The sequence below is a fragment of the Kocuria salsicia genome (assembly GCF_039532055.1).
Taxonomy (GTDB): Bacteria; Actinomycetota; Actinomycetes; order Actinomycetales; family Micrococcaceae; genus Kocuria; species Kocuria salsicia.
On the sequence record NZ_BAAARF010000012.1, the window covers coordinates 121,085 to 136,209 of the forward strand.

Consider the following 15,125-nt stretch of genomic DNA (forward strand, 5'->3'; position numbering starts at 1 on the left):
CACCGAGCAGCGTTCCCAGTGATCCGCCCGGGCGCACCTGAGACAATGGACGCATGAGCGACACTGCGTACGAAGAGATGCCCATCCGGGACCAGATGATCCGCCTGGGACAGGCGTTGAAGCTGGCCAACCTGGCCGAGGACGGCCACCACGCGAAGACCCTGGTGTCCGAGGGCGCGGTGCAGGTCAACGGAGAGGCGGAGACCCGCCGGGGCGCGCAGCTGCACCCCGGTGACGTGCTGGAGGTCCCGGCCTCCGGCATGCCGCCCGTGCGCATCGTCAGCGCGTAGTGCGTTCCACTCCCCCGCCGCAGTGGACGCGCCGGAGCGGAGGACGGTGCGGGTGGGCGGTGCGCTCAGTCCGTGAGTGCCCGCAGGTATTCCGAGACGTGTGACAGCTCCTGGGGCGAAACCCCGTGACCGATGCCCCGGTACTGCACCTTGGTGGCCTCCGCGTGCTGCTGGGCCCACTCGGCGGTGAGGTCCACCAGTGCGGGCGGTATCACCGGGTCCTCGGGGTCGCGGCCCCAGAACATCCGCAGGGGATCCTGGCGCAGGGCTGCGTCGTGGAAGAAGTCCGCCTGGGCGTCGTCGTCGGCCACCGGGACCACGAAACCGGACAGCCCCACCACGGCGTCCACCAGATCCGGGGCGTGGCGGGCCACCGTGGTGGCGATCGCCATCCCCTGGGAGAAGCCCAGCAGGATCACGTGAGTGTGCTGCAGTGCCTCGTCCCGCAGCCACGGCACCACGGGCTCGGCGGCGGCCACCACGGCGTCCGTGGTGAAGCCGAGCTCTGAGGACAGCGGGAACCACTGGAAGCCCGCGCCAGCCCGCTGCGGCGCGCGCACGGAGGCGATGCTGAGTCCACCGGGGAGGGACGCGCTGAGGGCCATGAGGTCGCCCTCGTGGGAGCCGTAGCCGTGGAACATGACCACCAGGGGTGTCCCGGCGCGCTCCTCGGCCTCGTTGTTCCAGATGACGTGGGGTGCTGGTTCCATGGCTCCATCCTCACACGCGGCTGTGACGGACAGTGACGACACAGCTCTGCAATACGTGTTAGTAATTTTGGTATGGATGAGAGCACTCCGCCCCTGACGACGCCCCCCGTTCCCGCCGCGGACAGCACCGCGCAGCCGCCGCACCCCTGGCACCGGATGGTGTCCATCGGCGACTCCTTCACGGAGGGTGTGGGCGACCCCGACGACTCCGTCCCGGGCGGGTTCCGGGGCTGGGCCGACCGCGTGGCCGAGGAGCTTGCGCGCAACACGGACGACTTCGCCTACGCGAACCTGGCCATCCGCGGCCGGTTGTTCCAGCCCATTGTGGACGAGCAGCTGGAGCCGGCCCTGGAGCTGCGACCGGACCTCGTGACCATCAGCGCGGGTGGCAACGACATGCTGCGCCCCGCTGCGGATCCCGACGACATCGCCTCCCGCTTGGACGCGGTGATCGAGCAGATCAGGGCCACCGGTGCCACCGTGGCCATGTTCGACGGTCCGGACATCGGCAACACCCCCGTGCTACGCAGCATCCGCGGGCGCGTGGCCATCTGGAACGAGAACGTGCGCACCGTGGCCGCCCGCCACGACGCCGTGATGGTGGACCTGTGGGGTCTGCACCAGCTGGGCGATCCGCGCATGTGGGCGCCGGACCGGCTGCACTTCTCCCCGCTGGGCCACCAGCTCATCGCGTGCGAGACCCTGGACTGCCTGGGCGTGGACCACGGCCTCACCCCGGGCCACCCCGAGGAGCGCCCCGAGCGCACGTGGCGCGAGGCCCGCCGGGACGACATGGTGTGGGCCCGCAAGTACTTCGTGCCGTGGGTGGGCCGCCGCATCCGCCGCCGCAGCTCCGGCGACTACATCACCGCCAAGCGTCCCGCGTTCGGCCAGGCAACGATCCCCGGAGCGGGCGAGCAGATTCCAGAGCAGACCGAGGGGGCCTGAGCACCCCCGCTCCGCTCAACCGCACGACGACGGCGCCCGCCCCTTTCCGAAGTGCGGGCGCCGTCCTGCACGGACCGCCGCCGAGCCGCCCGCGTGGGAGGGCCACCAGCACGGAGACGAGGACTCGTCCCCGTCACGGTGAGGCGCACGTGCGCGTGGCCGATCTCACCGTGGTGACGGGCACGAGTCCCACCCGCTGCAGGATGGGCCGCGAGTACTCGCTGCAGTCGACGTGGAGCAGTGTCCGCCCCCGGTCCCGGGCCGAGCGGGCTCTCCGGTCCACCAGGGCCCGGTACAGCCCGCGTCCACGGTGCTCCTCCAGGCACGCGCCGCCCCAGAGCCCGGCGAAGTCAGTGTGCTCGAGGAACTCGATGCGCCCGGAACAGACCACCTGGCCGTCCCCGTCGCGTACCGCCCACATCTCGAACGACTCGGGGGCACTGCGCCACCGCTCGACCAGTTCGTCCTGCTGGAGCCGGATGCGTTCTGGCGAGTCCTCGAAAACCCGTCCTGCCAGGTGCTCCGCCTCCCGCAGCTGCGCCTCCCTGGCTGCCCGCTCCACGGCGTACCCCCGGAGGGGCTCCTGCCCGGCGAGGGCGGCGAGGACTGCATCCGCCTCACCCACCATGACCGTCTCGGGCTCCCCGAGAGCGAAACCGTGGTGCTGGAGTCGGCTCAGCAGGTGGGGCAGCGGGTCGTGCGACCGGGTCTTCCACGAGATGTGGTCCACGCGGGGGTCCGCCTCACATGTTGTGATCACGTGGGCGATCAGGTCGTCCAGTTCTGCCCCGCCCATCGAGAAGGGCGCGGAGGAGACGAAGGCCCGCCGCCGCGCCGGGAACACCCCGGCGAGCAGGGGTCCGAGACGCAGCACGTCGGGTGCGTCGAGCATCTCGGCATCACCTCGCAGCTGCGTGTCGTAGGCGTCGAGCAGTGTTCGGGTCCGCATGCGGGAGAGTGTGACACCGACCACCCCGCGTGGCAAGGCCTCCCCACCCCTGCGCATCCAGGCCACACGGCGGGATGGGACGGATGCTGCGCCGCCCGTCCCGCGCCGATCTCACGTCATCCGGGCCTCAGTCCGGCAGCACCGTCCGCAGCAGCCGACCCACCTGCGGGGTCTCCAGCAGGAAGCCGTCGTGCCCGCTCGGTGACGTGATGGTGCGCGCCTCGTGCTCACCGGGCAGTGAGGCCGCGAGCTCGGCGGACTCCTCGGGCAGGAACAGCCGGTCGGAGTCCACCGCGGCCACGAGCCACTCGCACCGGGTTCGCGCGAGGGCCTGCCGGAGGCTGCCGCGGCCGCGGGCGACGTCGTGGGACATCAGCGTCTCGTTGACGCTGAGGTACGCGTTCGCGTCGAAGCGCGCGGCAAGCTTCCCCGCCTGGTGGTCCAGGTAGCCCTCCACCCGGTAGCGGCCCCGGGTGCCCGGGTGCGTGCCCGCAGGGTCCTCCCGCGGCTGGGCCTCCCGGTCGAAGCGGGCGGCGAGCTCGTGGGCGCTGCGGTAGGTGATGTGCGCGATCCGGCGTGCCAGCCCAAGCCCCTCGACGGGGTGCGGGCCCGCGTAGTAGTTGCCGTGGCAGAACCGAGGGTCCTGCCGGATGGCGAGCGCCTGCGCGTGACCCCACGCGAGCTGCTCCGCACTCACGCGGGCGTTGGCGGCGATCACCGCGCACGCCGCCACCCGCTCGGGGTGGCACACGGCCCACTCCAGCGCGCGGGCACCGCCCATCGAGCCGCCCACAACAAGCCTCCATCGCCGGATCCCGAGCCGGTCCGCGAGCCGCGCCTCCGCAGCCACGGTGTCCCGCACGGTGATGCGCGGGAAGCGCGAGCCCCACGGCGTGGCGTCCGGGGCGAGGCTCGCGGGGCCCGTGCTGCCGTGGCAGCCGCCCAGGATGTTCGCACACACGACGAACCAGCGGTTGGTGTCGATGGCCGCGCCCGGTCCAATGAGACCGTCCCACCAGCCACCGGCGTCCGCGGCGGCACGGCGGCCGTCCATGTCGAAGGGCGCTGTGTCCCCATAGCCCACGGTGGTGCCGCGCGCCGCGTGCGAGTCACCCGTGAGCGCGTGCTCGACAAGCACCGCGTTGGAACCGTCCGGGGCCAACTCGCCCCACGTCTCGTACGCCAGGCGCACGTCAGGCAGCCGGAACCCGGACTCCAGGGTGAGCTCCCCGATTTCCGCGGCCCGCACCACACCGTCCCGGCGCACCGCCGGGTCCGTCTGCCTCACGGTCATGCCGCGGGCTCGGCGTCCGCGCCCGCACGCGCCGTCGAGCCACCGTCCGTGCCAGCGGCGGGGTCCGCGCCTGGCCCGGTGCGGGTGGGCGCGCTCGACTCCGTGGCGGCCAGCGCCGAGAAGCCCGCCTCGAGGTCCGCGAGGATGTCCTCGATCCCCTCGGTGCCCACCGAGAGCCGCACGAAGCCGGGCTCCACGCCCGCCGCGCGCTGCTCGTCCTCGGAGAGCTGCGCGTGCGTCGTCGACGCCGGGTGTATCACCAGGGACCGCACGTCCCCGATGTTCGCCACGTTGGAGTGCAGGCTCAGCGCGTCCACGAACGAGATTCCCGCCTCCTTGCCGCCCTCCAGCACGAAACCGAGGACGGAACCGGCTCCTCGGGGGGCGTACTTGCGAGCCCGCCCGTGCCACGGCGAGGACGACAGCCCGGCGTAGGACACCGAGCGCACTTCGGGGCGGGCCTCGAGCCACTCCGCCACCCGCTGGGCGTTGTCAACGTGGCGTTCCACGCGCAGTGACAGCGTCTCGATCCCCTGCTCGATGAGGAAGGCGTTGAACGGGGAGATGGACGCGCCCAGGTCACGCAGCAGCTGCACACGGGCCTTGAGCACGTAGGACAGGTTGACGCCGAAGGCTCCGCCCTCCCCCAGATCCCGCGCGTACACCAGGCCGTTGTACGTAGGGTCCGGTTGACTGAAGCCCGGGAACCGCTCCGGGTCCGCGCCGTAGTCGAAGCGCCCCGCGTCCACGATGAATCCGCCGATCGCCGTGCCATGACCGCCCAGGAACTTGGTGCCCGAGTGCAGCACGATGTCCGCGCCCCACTCGATGGGCCGCACCAGGTACGGGGTGGCCACGGTATTGTCCACGATCAGCGGCACCCCGGCCTCGTGGGCGATCCCGGCAACGGTCTCCACGTCCAGGACGTCGTTGCGGGGATTGGGGATCATCTCTCCGAAGAACGCCACGGTGGAGGGCCGCACGGCATCCCGCCACTGCTGCGGATCGTCCGGGTCCGCCACGAACGTGGTCTCCACTCCCAACCGCGGCAGCGTGTGGCGCAGCAGGTTGTACGAGCCGCCGTAGAGGGACGGGCTGGCCACCACGTGCGTGCCCGCCCCGCCCAGGTTGAGCACGGCCAGGGTTGCGGCGGCCTGCCCGGAGGAGACCATCAGCGCCCCCACTCCCCCTTCCAGGGAGGCGAGGCGGTTCTCCACCACCTCGGTGGTGGGGTTGGTCAGGCGGGAGTAGATGGGGCCCATGTCCTGCAGCGCGAACCGGGCCGCGGCGGTGTGCGCGTCAGGGAACACGAAGGACGAGGTCTGGTGGATGGGCAGGGCCCGTGAACCCGTCACGGGGTCCGGGTTCTGCCCCGCGTGGATCTGCCGTGTCTCGAACGCCCAGTCCTGGGGGTTGTCGGGGGTGGGTGCTGTGCTCATGGCCATTCGCCTTCTCGGAAGGATCAGGGGCCAGGCGACCGTCCGCACGGTGCCCGCACGAACGGGCGACCGGTGGCCCGCGCTTGCCGTGGGCGTCGGACGACGTCCCGGCCAGGTCTTCACCCAGGGCACCCCGCCGCGGTGGGAGGGTTGCCGGTCAGCAAGCTGGGGCTTGACGCTGACTCTCGTGACCTAGACCTCCAGTTTGGGAACCCGGCCGCTGCCACGTCAAGTCCGGTGTCCGCAGTGTTGCACCCGAGGATTTGGAGGCCCGTGTGACGGGTGCCACGATGACTGCATGAAGCTGGACCACGTTTCCTTCGCAGCACAGCCGGACGGCCTGGAGGCCACCACCGAACGCATCGCGGACCGGTTGGGGATCGAGCCGGTGAAGGGCGGGGTCCATCCCCGCTTCGGCACCCGGAACATGATCCTGCCGCTGACAGACCACCAGTACGTGGAGGTCGTGACCGTGCTGGAGCACCCCGCCGCGGACAAGGCGCCGTTCGGGCAGGCCGTGCGTGCACGTTCGGAGGCCGGCGGCGGCTGGCTCGGGTGGGTCGTGGAGGTCCCGGACCTCGCCCCGTTCGAGCAGAAGCTGGGCCGACCCTCCGCGCCAGGCGGCCGGATCTTCCCGGACGGCCGCCGCCTGGACTGGCACCAGATCGGCGTCAAGGGCCTGATCGCGGATCCGCAGCTGCCGTTCATGATCCACTTCGACTCCGCGGACGAGATGCACCCCTCGCAGGCGCGCCTCACGGACGTCAGCCTGACGGGCATGGAGATCGCCGGTTCCCCCGAGCGGGTGACGGACTGGCTCGGCGGCCCCGTGGAGGACGTCCTGCGCTCGGTGGACGTCACGTGGTCCGCTCCCCACGGCACGCCCGGTCTTCTGGCGGTCACCTTCGGCACGCCGGACGGGCCCGTCACCATCTGATCCGGGGCACCGAGCCCTCCGGGTTCGACGACGCCGCTCGCACGGCCCCGCGACTCGGTTCGTCGTCGGGGCGAGCCACGGGGGGCACCATGATTGCGGACCCCATCAGCCTCGCCCCCGGGCTGGTGCTCGCGGTGGCGCTCAGCCGCCCAGGAGCTGGGGCACCAGGAACCCCACGGCGTCCAGCAGGAAGTGGCAGAGCAGCAGCGGGGCGAGCCGCCCACCGCGGCGGTAGCACCACACGAACACGAGCCCCATCACCAGGTTGCCGAGTGCCGGACCGATGCCCTGATACAGGTGGTAGCTCGCGCGCAGCATCGAGGACACCACTGCCACCGTCCACCACGAACGCCCCAGCCGCCGCATCCGGTCCGCGAGGAACGCCACCACGATGATCTCCTCCACCAGCGCGTGCCGCAGGGCGGTGAGCAGCAGCAGGGGGACGGTCCACCACGTGGTCTCCAGCGTGGACGTGGTGATCTCCGCCGTGATCCCAAGCGCGCGACCGGCCTGGTAGAGGGCGAGCGTCCCACCGCCCATCAGGACGAACAGCACGAGGCCCCACGCGGCGTCGTGCCCCGGGCGCCGGGTGTCCACGCCGATGCAGTGCAGCACGGCCGGGATCCGGGAGGTGGTGCCCGCGAGCAGGTGCAGCGCGAGCGCCACGGGCACCAGGGCAAAGCAGATCCCGGTGAGCCGGCGCAGGGCATCCAGCACGGGCAGCGGGCTCAGAGGCTGGTTGAGCGTCGTGGAGCTCTCCGCGATCGACGAGCGCAGCGCCATCTCCGCGAGGTCCAGCACGGAGTACACGGCGGAGGCGCCCAGGGAGACCCCGAGCACCAGGAGGATCTGCATCCGCAGGTCGGCGCGGGGCACACGGGGCGGTGGCTCGAGGGAATCGGTCACCCCACCATTGTGCGCGCGGCGGGACCGGTGCGCGCGTCGGCAGTTCCCGGGAGCGTCCCGCCGCAACCGTGCGGGCACGCTGCGCCCCGCGCCGAGCACGCGCCCTCCCTGCCGCCGCCCCGTCGGTGGATCCGTTGTCGGGCGGACCCATCGTGAAGGTGGCCGTCGTCGGGTCCACCCGCGAGACGGCGCGCCCCGCCGTTCGGGTCGCTCCGTCGGTAGTGGGAAGCCATGCGCCCGAGCCCCGTCGCCACGGACACCTCCCCGCCCCACCGAGCCCTGCAGCCGGGGTGGCGTCGGCGGGATGCCCTGGGTGCCGGCGTGCTGGCACTGGCCGGCGTTGAACTGGTCTACCTCTCCGACTTCGTGCAGTCGGTCCCGTGGAAGGCGGACGTCGGGTGGGTTGCCATGGGCGCCGTGGTGCTGGCCGCCCCGCTCGCCTGGCGGCGTCGCTTCCCTGTGGCCGTGATGGTGGCGGTGTCCTTCGTGTACTTCGCGCTCGGCACGTGGGCCGGGATCGAGATGTACGCCTCCCAGGTGGTGCTGTTCCTGGGCTTCTACTCCGTGGGGGCCTGGTGCCCGGACCGCCCCCGCGCCACGTGGTCCCGCGCAGCCGTGGCCGTGGGGGTGGCGGTGTGGCTGGGCTGGAGCACCGTGGACCAGTTCACGGATCCGAAGGTGGGTGAGCACGGCGTCAACGCCTACATGGCCATCGCCGCGATCCAGTTCCTCGTGAACATCGCCTACTTCGCCGGGGCGTGGGTCTTCGGCGACCGGGCGTGGAACGCGGCCATCGAGCGGCAGGAGCTCGAGGCCGCCCACGCCGAGATCCGGCAGCAGCAGGAGCGGCTTGCGGAGCAGGCCGTGAGCCTCGAACGGCTCAGGATCGCCCGGGAGCTGCACGACGTCGTGGCCCACCACGTCACGGCCATGGGCGTCCAGGCCGGGGCCGCGCGGCTGAGCATGGCGCGGGATCCCGAGGCCGCCACCGCACACCTGCGCGGCGTGGAGTCCTCGGCGCGTGACGCCGTCACCGAGCTCAAGACCATGCTCCACACGCTGCGCGACGGCGAGGAGGCCCCCGATTCCCTGCCCCGCCTCCCGGACCTCGACGCGCTCGTGGCGGAAGCACGGGCCATCGGTCAGCGCGCGGAGCTGCACCGCATCGGTCCCGAGCCGCATCTGCCGCCCCCGGCCCAGCTGGCGCTGTACCGCACCGCCCAGGAGGGGATCACGAATGCCCGAAAGCACGCCGGCCCGCGGGCCTCGGTCGCGGTGCGGCTGCGCACCGGGGCCGACCGGGTGGAGCTGGAGGTCAGCGACGACGGACGCGGCGGCCGCGCGGGGGCTCCAGCATCCGACAGCGCAGGCATGGGGGTGCCCGGCATGAGAGAACGGATCACCACGGTGGGCGGCACCCTGGAGGCGGGCCCGAAATCCGGAGGTGGCTGGCTCGTGCGCCCCACCGTTCCCACCCGCAACGACCGGGAGAAGCAGCGGTGAGTCTGCGTGTGCTGCTGGTGGACGACCAGCCTCTGATCCGCGTGGGATTCTCCGCGATCCTCACCTCTCAGGAGGACATCGAGGTGGTGGGCGAGGCCTGCGACGGCCAGGAGGCCCTCGAGCTCGCCGCCGCCCTCGCACCGGACGTCGTGTGCATGGACGTGCAGATGCCGCGGCTGGACGGCATCGAGGTCACCCGTCGGCTGCTCGCCGCAGGCTCCCGCGCTGCGGTGCTCGTGCTCACCACGTTCGACACGGACGAAGCCCTGTTCGCCGCGCTCTCCGCCGGGGCCTCCGGGTTCCTGCTCAAGTCCGCCGGACCGGAGGAGCTGATCCAGGCCGTCCGGGTGCTGGGGCGCGGGGACGCCCTGCTGGATCCGCTCGTTACGCGCAAGGTGCTGGCCCGCACCGCGGGGGCGTCCGCACTGGCCGGGGAGACGACGCCGCCCTCCCCCGCTCCGGCGGGCGACGCCGCGGCACCTGCCCCGGGCTCGCCCGCCCGGGAGCGCGACGCGGCGACGTCGTCACCCGGTGCGCCCGGTGCCGTGGCCGGGACGGCAGCGCGGCCAGGCGAGGACGCTTCCCGCGCGGGGCTCACCGCCCGGGAGACCGAGGTGCTGACCGCCATGGCCCGGGGGCTGTCCAACGCGGAGATCGCCCGCGAGCTGGTGGTGGGCAGGGCCACGGTGAAGACCCACGTGTCCAACGTGCTGCAGAAGACGGGCGCCCGGGACCGGGTCCACGCGGTGATCTGGGCCTTCGAGCACGGGCACTCCGGCACCTGAGCGCACGGCCCGCCGCGGACGGAACCCGTGCCCGGCTCCGCCCGCCGGCGGAGGTGGTCACGGCGCGGAAGATCCACCCCGAGGGGGAGGTGGACGCGCCCGGGCCTTCCTAGGCTCGGACCATGATCACAGTGAACGGGGTGAACAAGTCCTTCGGGTCGGCGCACGTGCTCAAGGATCTGACCTTCAGCATCCGCCCTGGCCTCATGACGGGGTTCGTGGGCGGCAACGGCGCGGGCAAGACCACCACCATGCGCATCCTCCTGGGCGTGCTGTCGGTGGAATCGGGGCAGATCGAGGTGGACGGCTCCCCCATCACCGCGGACTACCGTGCCGGCATCGGGTACATGCCCGAGGAGCGTGGGCTCTACCCCAAGATGACCGTGCTGGACCAGCTGGTCTACCTGGGCCGGTTGCACAGCATGACCGGCGCGGACGCGAAGGCCCGGGCCATGGCGCTGCTCGAGCGCCTGGGGCTCCGCGACCGCGCGGGCAGCAGGCTCGAGGAGCTGTCCCTGGGCAACCAGCAGCGGGCCCAGATCGCCGCCGCCCTGGTGCACGATCCCGTGGCCCTCGTGCTGGACGAGCCCTTCTCCGGGCTGGACCCCCACGCCGTGGAGACCACGGTGCAGGTGCTGCGCGAGACCGCGGACACCGGGGTTCCTGTCCTGTTCTCCTCCCACCAGCTGGACGTCGTGGAGCGGCTGTGCGACGAGCTCGTCATCCTCGCGGACGGGCGGGTGCGCGCCGCGGGCTCGCGCTCCGAGCTGCTGGCTGCGCACACGCAGCCCGAGTGGGAGCTCGACGCCGCCGCGGACACCGGCTGGGTGCGCGAGGCACCCGGCGTGGAGGTGCTCTCCTTCGACGGCGGGCGCGTGCACTTCCTGGCCGACTCCGAGGCCGCCGCCCACGCCGTCCTTGCCCACGCCGTGGCCCGGGGTACCGTCCACCGCTTCGGACCTGTCACCCGCACCCTGCACGAGATCTTCACGGAGGTCACCCGATGAGCACCGTCACCAGCACCCCTGATCGCACCACGCAGCCGCGCAGCCCGCGGCGCACATCCTTCTGGACCGCGGTGGGCACCGTGGCCGCGCGCGAGATGAAGGTGAAGGCCGCCTCCAAGCCGTTCATTATCACCACGCTGATCCTGCTGGCCGCCGCACTGGCCGCCACGCTGCTCGTGCCACGCCTGGGCGACCTCTTCGCCGGGGGCTCTACCCGCGTGGCCGTGGTGGAGCAGACCGTGCCGTCCGTCCAGGCCCTCGGCGAGGACTACGCCCCGCAGACCGTCGGTTCCGAGGATGCGGCCCGGGAGGCGGTGCTCTCGGGTGCGGCCGACGCCGCCGTGGTGCCGGATCCGGACAGTCCGGCCGGTGTGAGTGTCCTGGCCATGACGGACGCCCCCTCGGATCTGGTGCAGGCGCTGTCCACGCGCCCGGGAGTGGAGCTGCTGGATCCCACCGCGCCGAACCCCGCGCTGCGATACCTCATGTCTTTCGGCTTTGGGCTCGTGTTCTTCATGGCCTCCGTGACGTTCGGCCAGCAGATCGCGGTGTCCGTGATCGAGGAGAAGCAGTCGCGGGTCGTGGAGATCCTGCTCGCCGCGGTCCCGGCGCGGGCCATGATGGCCGGCAAGGTGCTGGGCAACGCGGCCATGGCCATCCTGCAGGTGGCCCTGCTGGCTGGTGCGCTGCTGCTGGGCCTGCAGATCAACGGGGACGTGCTGCCTCTGGACGGGATGGGCGTACCCATCCTGTGGTTCGTGGTGCTGTTCTCCACCGGGTTCGTGATGATCGCGGCCCTCTATGCCGCCGCTGCGTCCATGGTGTCCCGGCAGGAGGACATCGGCTCCACATCCATGCCCGTGATGATGCTGATCATGCTCCCCTACTTCGGGGTCATCTTCTTCAACGACAACCCGGAGGCGCTGCGCATCATGAGCTGGATCCCGTTCTCCGCCCCGGTGGCCGTGCCGCTGCGCATCTTCCTGGGGCAGGGGCAGGGGTGGGAGCACGTCGGTTCGCTGGTGCTGCTGGTCGTGACAACCGCCCTGGCCATCTGGCTCGCCGCGGTGATCTACGAACGCTCCATCCTGCGCACCGGCAGAGCGCTCAAGTGGCGGGAGGCCCTGCGGGGCTGAGGGCCGCGCCACCGGTCGCGGACCCCGGTCCCGGAGCGCGCGGGCCGGCGTCCGCCGGTCCTGGGGCACGCGGGGACGGGGCGCAGCACCCGGCGCGACGAGCCGGAGCTGGAAGGCAACACCACCCCGGCGGGCCGTGCGGTCGGGCACCCGCACGGCCCGCCGGCACGTCCCTAGACTGGGGCGCATGACTTCCGAGCAGCAGACCTTCCCCGTGGCCCCCCGCAGTCCCGTAAAGCGCACGTTCCACGGCCACACGTTCTGCGACCCCTACGAGTGGCTGCGGGAGAAGGACTCCCCCGAGGTCCGGGCACACCTGGACGGTGAGAACGCCTACGCGGAGGCGGTCACTGCAGACCTCGCCCCGCTGCGGGAGCGCATCTACACGGAGATCAAGGACCGCACCCAGGAGACGGACCTCTCGGTCCCCAGCCGCCACGGGGACTGGTGGTACTTCGCGCGCACCGTGGAGGGCGGCGCCCACCAGGTGTTCTGCCGGGTACCCGCGGCGGACCCTGCGGACTGGACCCCGCCCGCCGTGGAGCCCGGGACGCCCCTGGACGGTGAGCAGACCCTCCTGGACGCGAACGCCGCGGCGCAGGAGCACGACTTCTACGCGCTCGGCGCGTTCAGCGTGGCCGAGGACGGCTCCCGGCTCGCGTGGTCCGAGGACACCGCCGGGGACGAGCGGTTCACCGTCCACGTCAAGGACCTCACCACCGGGGCGCTGCTCGCGGACCGGATCCCCCAGACCTCCTACGGTGCGTTCCTCACCCCGGACGCCTCGCAGGTGGTCTACACCGTGGTGGATGAGTCCTGGCGCCCGTACCGCGTGTACCGCCACGTGATCGGCACGGACGTCTCCGCAGACCAGCTGCTGTTCCAGGAGGACGATCCCGGCCTGTGGCTCGGTGCGGAGCTCTCCGCGGACAAGCAGTGGCTCATGCTCTCCTCCTCGTGCTCGGAGTACAGCGAGTACAGCGTCCTGCGCCTGAGCGAGCTTTCCGCCGCCGACGCTGCCGCGCGCGGTTCACACACCCCGGAGCACGACGCCGCCGCGCCGGGTTCCCGTGGCCCGTCCTCCGGAGCGGCGCCCTCCCCCGCGCACCAGGACGCGCCCGACGAGCGCATGGGGGCGGACCCCGGTCGTAGTGACGGCACGGAGGAGGCACACCCCGAGGCCCCTGTGGACCTGCCGTGGCGGGTTGTGCTCTCCCGCGAGGAGCGGGTGCTCTACGAGGTGGAGCCGCTCACCGTGGCCGGCACCGATGTGCTGCTGCTCTCCCACGACGCGCACGCCCCGAACGGGCGCGTCAGCCTCATGCCGATGGAGCACGCTGGGCGGGGCCTCACGGAGGTGGAGCTGGTGGACGTGGTCCCCGCCTCGGACACCGTGCGCGTAGAGTCCGCAATCCCCACGGCCACCCACCTGGTGGTGGCCCTGCGTGAGGACACCACGCCCCGGGTGCGCCTGATCCCCCGCACGGCCCTGGAACCACTGGTGACCGGGATGGCGCACGACGGAACGGACGCACGGGCGGGCGGTGCGGCGCCGTCGTCTGCGGGCACCGGCACGGCGGCGAACGCCGGGCTGCTGACCGGGACACAGGCCGCGTTCGACGAGGACCTCAGCAGCACCGGCGTGCTCTCCGCCGAGTACGAGAACTCGGTGGTGCGCGTGTCCTACACATCCTTCGTGACGCCGCCGCGCGTGTACGACATCCCCACGGGCGAGCCCGGGGCCGGTGCGCTGGACGCGTTCGGCGTGGGTGAGCCCGCGCTGCGGCGCGAGGCCACTGTGCTGGGCGGGTACCGCAGCGAGGACTACACCGTGGAGCGGGACTGGGCGGTCGCGGAGGACGGCACGCGGATTCCCGTGAGCATGATCCGCCGCGCAGACCTGGACCCCGCGGTGCCCGCGCCCGTGCTGCAGTACGCGTACGGCTCCTACGAGATCAGCACGGACCCGGCGTTCTCCATCTCGCGGCTGTCCCTGCTGGACCGCGGTGTGATCTGGGCCGTGGCCCACGTGCGCGGCGGCGGTGAGCTGGGACGCGCGTGGTACGAGGACGGCAAGAAGAACACCAAAACCAACACCTTCACCGATTTCGTGGCCGTGACCCGGCACCTGGCCGCACGCCAGGACGTGGATGCGCGGCGGATCGCGCTGATGGGCGGTTCGGCGGGCGGTCTGCTCGCGGGCGCGGTGCTGAACCTCGCCCCCGAGCTGTACTGCGGCGGGCTGGCCGCGGTGCCGTTCGTGGACGCGCTGACCTCCATGCTCATGCCCGAGCTGCCACTGACCGCCCTCGAGTGGGAGGAGTGGGGCAACCCCGTGGAGTCCGCAGAGGTCTACGAGTACATGCGTTCCTACTCCCCCTACGAAAATGTGCGCGATGCCAACTACCCGCCGATCCTCGCGGTGACGAGCCTCAACGACACCCGCGTGCTGTACGTTGAGCCCGCGAAGTGGGTTGCGGAGCTGCGCACCAAGGTTGCGCACCCGGAGACCGTGCTGCTGCGCTGCGAGATGGCCGGCGGTCACGGTGGTGCCTCCGGCAGGTACGCCCAGTGGAAGGACACCGCGTGGGAGTACGCGTGGCTCATGCGCTGCCTGGGCGTCGCGGACTGAGCACCCCGGGGCCGGGCGGCGTCGCCGCAGGTCGGGCCGGGCGTGACAGGCGCCGTGGCCTGGACCGAACTCGTCCGTCCTGGTGGGCTGGACCGGGCGCACCCGGCGCGTCCCCGACAGGGCCACGTCCCGACCGACGTCGACGGTGAAGCGGGCGCCCCCGCCGCGGCGGCGCCGTCGTGTCTACTGGTAGTTCTCGAACTCGAGCAGCAGGTCCGGGTCCTGCCTCGCGCACTCCAGGTGCTTGAGCTGCCGCGGGTGCAGGACCCCGCCGAGGAGCCGGGTCCAGGAGACCGGGCAGCCCACAAGTTCGAGGTCTTCCGGCAAGCGAGTCACGCCCCCTGCTGCTGCCTCGGCACAACCCGTCAACCACGCCTCCGGGTTCCGTTCCGCGCGGACAAATGCGTCCTGTCAACCCGCCGCCGACGCCTTAAGGTCGCAGTAGCCGCCCCCGTGGTGGTGCGTCAGGGACGCGCGCAGGTAGTTGGAACGGCAGACCAGGGAGAGGTTCTCGTAGGCCCGGTGGAGCGGGTGCTGGGGCAGCACCCAGTCGCTCAGGTTCTCCGGGGTCACCAGCTTCACCGGGAGC

15 protein-coding genes and 1 riboswitch are annotated in these 15,125 nt (G+C 72.0%); of the genes, 8 read left to right on the forward strand and 7 right to left on the reverse strand.

The annotated features are described in order from the left end of the window. The first annotated feature begins 53 nt into the window (after positions 1-53). Positions 54-290 carry an RNA-binding S4 domain-containing protein gene (locus ABD264_RS10480; protein ID WP_144942302.1) on the forward strand — a complete coding sequence of 79 codons (237 nt, stop codon included), beginning with the start codon at positions 54-56 and terminating at the stop codon, positions 288-290. A gap of 65 nt (positions 291-355) precedes the next feature. On the opposite strand, the gene ABD264_RS10485 is transcribed toward ABD264_RS10480, so the two are convergent. Then, a complete protein-coding gene (locus ABD264_RS10485; RefSeq protein WP_144942303.1) occupies positions 356-1,000 on the reverse strand; it encodes an alpha/beta hydrolase in 645 nt (214 codons plus the stop codon). 72 nt (positions 1,001-1,072) lie between these two features. Here ABD264_RS10485 and ABD264_RS10490 point away from each other — a divergent pair, with 72 nt between their 5' ends. Continuing rightward, positions 1,073-1,948 carry an SGNH/GDSL hydrolase family protein gene (locus tag ABD264_RS10490; RefSeq protein ID WP_244944766.1) on the forward strand — a complete coding sequence of 292 codons (876 nt, stop codon included), beginning with the start codon at positions 1,073-1,075 and terminating at the stop codon, positions 1,946-1,948. A 133-nt stretch (positions 1,949-2,081) separates the two neighbouring features. Here ABD264_RS10490 and ABD264_RS10495 read toward each other — a convergent pair whose 3' ends face one another. The 3 genes from ABD264_RS10495 to ABD264_RS10505 form a co-directional block, all read right to left on the reverse strand. Beyond that, on the reverse strand, positions 2,082-2,897 hold the full coding sequence (locus tag ABD264_RS10495) for a GNAT family N-acetyltransferase (RefSeq protein ID WP_144942304.1): 816 nt from the start codon (positions 2,895-2,897) through the stop codon (positions 2,082-2,084). A gap of 127 nt (positions 2,898-3,024) precedes the next feature. Then, complete coding sequence (gene metX / locus ABD264_RS10500; protein ID WP_144942305.1) at positions 3,025-4,191, reverse strand: homoserine O-acetyltransferase MetX; 1,167 nt, start codon at positions 4,189-4,191, stop codon at positions 3,025-3,027. Continuing rightward, complete coding sequence (locus ABD264_RS10505) at positions 4,188-5,630, reverse strand: bifunctional o-acetylhomoserine/o-acetylserine sulfhydrylase (protein ID WP_126875035.1); 1,443 nt, start codon at positions 5,628-5,630, stop codon at positions 4,188-4,190. Before ABD264_RS10505 ends, metX begins: the two co-directional genes overlap by 4 nt. A 74-nt stretch (positions 5,631-5,704) precedes the next feature. Continuing rightward, positions 5,705-5,823: riboswitch (SAM riboswitch) on the reverse strand. Positions 5,824-5,928: 105 nt separating this feature from the next. Here ABD264_RS10505 and ABD264_RS10510 point away from each other — a divergent pair. Further along, complete coding sequence (locus ABD264_RS10510) at positions 5,929-6,567, forward strand: VOC family protein (RefSeq protein ID WP_126875036.1); 639 nt, start codon at positions 5,929-5,931, stop codon at positions 6,565-6,567. Between the two features lie 141 nt (positions 6,568-6,708). On the opposite strand, the gene ABD264_RS10515 is transcribed toward ABD264_RS10510, so the two are convergent. Then, positions 6,709-7,473, reverse strand: coding sequence for a CPBP family intramembrane glutamic endopeptidase (locus ABD264_RS10515; protein ID WP_144942307.1), 765 nt, complete (start codon positions 7,471-7,473; stop codon positions 6,709-6,711). Between the two features lie 231 nt (positions 7,474-7,704). On the opposite strand from ABD264_RS10515, the gene ABD264_RS10520 reads away from it, so the two are divergent. The 5 genes from ABD264_RS10520 (at position 7,705) to ABD264_RS10540 (ending at position 14,536) form a co-directional block, all read left to right on the forward strand. Further along, positions 7,705-8,976 (forward strand): sensor histidine kinase, encoded by a 1,272-nt coding sequence (locus ABD264_RS10520; protein ID WP_303106065.1) that lies wholly within the window; start codon positions 7,705-7,707, stop codon positions 8,974-8,976. Then, positions 8,973-9,761, forward strand: a complete 789-nt coding sequence (locus ABD264_RS10525; protein WP_303106064.1) for a response regulator — start codon at positions 8,973-8,975, stop codon at positions 9,759-9,761. The genes ABD264_RS10520 and ABD264_RS10525 overlap by 4 nt, the downstream gene beginning before the upstream one ends. 122 nt (positions 9,762-9,883) lie before the next feature. Continuing rightward, on the forward strand, positions 9,884-10,768 hold the full coding sequence (locus ABD264_RS10530; protein WP_144942310.1) for an ABC transporter ATP-binding protein: 885 nt from the start codon (positions 9,884-9,886) through the stop codon (positions 10,766-10,768). After that, a complete protein-coding gene (locus ABD264_RS10535) occupies positions 10,765-11,904 on the forward strand; it encodes an ABC transporter permease (protein ID WP_303106063.1) in 1,140 nt (379 codons plus the stop codon). Before ABD264_RS10530 ends, ABD264_RS10535 begins: the two co-directional genes overlap by 4 nt. A gap of 187 nt (positions 11,905-12,091) precedes the next feature. Further along, entirely contained in the window at positions 12,092-14,536 is a 2,445-nt protein-coding gene (locus ABD264_RS10540; protein WP_344205951.1) for a S9 family peptidase, read from the forward strand. Between the two features lie 183 nt (positions 14,537-14,719). Here the strand turns inward: ABD264_RS10540 and ABD264_RS10545 are convergent, their stop codons facing one another. Together ABD264_RS10545 and ABD264_RS10550 are read right to left on the reverse strand one after the other, a co-directional pair. After that, on the reverse strand, positions 14,720-14,872 hold the full coding sequence (locus ABD264_RS10545; protein ID WP_186366705.1) for a hypothetical protein: 153 nt from the start codon (positions 14,870-14,872) through the stop codon (positions 14,720-14,722). Between the two features lie 75 nt (positions 14,873-14,947). Beyond that, positions 14,948-15,118: a hypothetical protein gene (locus tag ABD264_RS10550; RefSeq protein WP_303106061.1), complete on the reverse strand. Its 171-nt coding sequence runs from the start codon at positions 15,116-15,118 to the stop codon at positions 14,948-14,950. Between the last annotated feature and the right edge of the window lie 7 nt (positions 15,119-15,125).

Excerpts from the sequence above, each read along its gene's own strand:
- ABD264_RS10480 (WP_144942302.1), top strand. The coding sequence starts at position 54 with ATGAGCGACACTGCGTACGAAGAGATGCCCATCCGGGACCAGATGATC.
- ABD264_RS10485 (WP_144942303.1), bottom strand. The coding sequence starts at position 1,000 with ATGGAACCAGCACCCCACGTCATCTGGAACAACGAGGCCGAGGAGCGC.
- ABD264_RS10490 (WP_244944766.1), top strand. The coding sequence starts at position 1,073 with ATGGATGAGAGCACTCCGCCCCTGACGACGCCCCCCGTTCCCGCCGCG.
- ABD264_RS10495 (WP_144942304.1), bottom strand. The coding sequence starts at position 2,897 with ATGCGGACCCGAACACTGCTCGACGCCTACGACACGCAGCTGCGAGGT.
- metX (WP_144942305.1), bottom strand. The coding sequence starts at position 4,191 with ATGACCGTGAGGCAGACGGACCCGGCGGTGCGCCGGGACGGTGTGGTG.
- ABD264_RS10505 (WP_126875035.1), bottom strand. The coding sequence starts at position 5,630 with ATGAGCACAGCACCCACCCCCGACAACCCCCAGGACTGGGCGTTCGAG.
- ABD264_RS10510 (WP_126875036.1), top strand. The coding sequence starts at position 5,929 with ATGAAGCTGGACCACGTTTCCTTCGCAGCACAGCCGGACGGCCTGGAG.
- ABD264_RS10520 (WP_303106065.1), top strand. The coding sequence starts at position 7,705 with ATGCGCCCGAGCCCCGTCGCCACGGACACCTCCCCGCCCCACCGAGCC.
- ABD264_RS10530 (WP_144942310.1), top strand. The coding sequence starts at position 9,884 with ATGATCACAGTGAACGGGGTGAACAAGTCCTTCGGGTCGGCGCACGTG.
- ABD264_RS10535 (WP_303106063.1), top strand. The coding sequence starts at position 10,765 with ATGAGCACCGTCACCAGCACCCCTGATCGCACCACGCAGCCGCGCAGC.
- ABD264_RS10540 (WP_344205951.1), top strand. The coding sequence starts at position 12,092 with ATGACTTCCGAGCAGCAGACCTTCCCCGTGGCCCCCCGCAGTCCCGTA.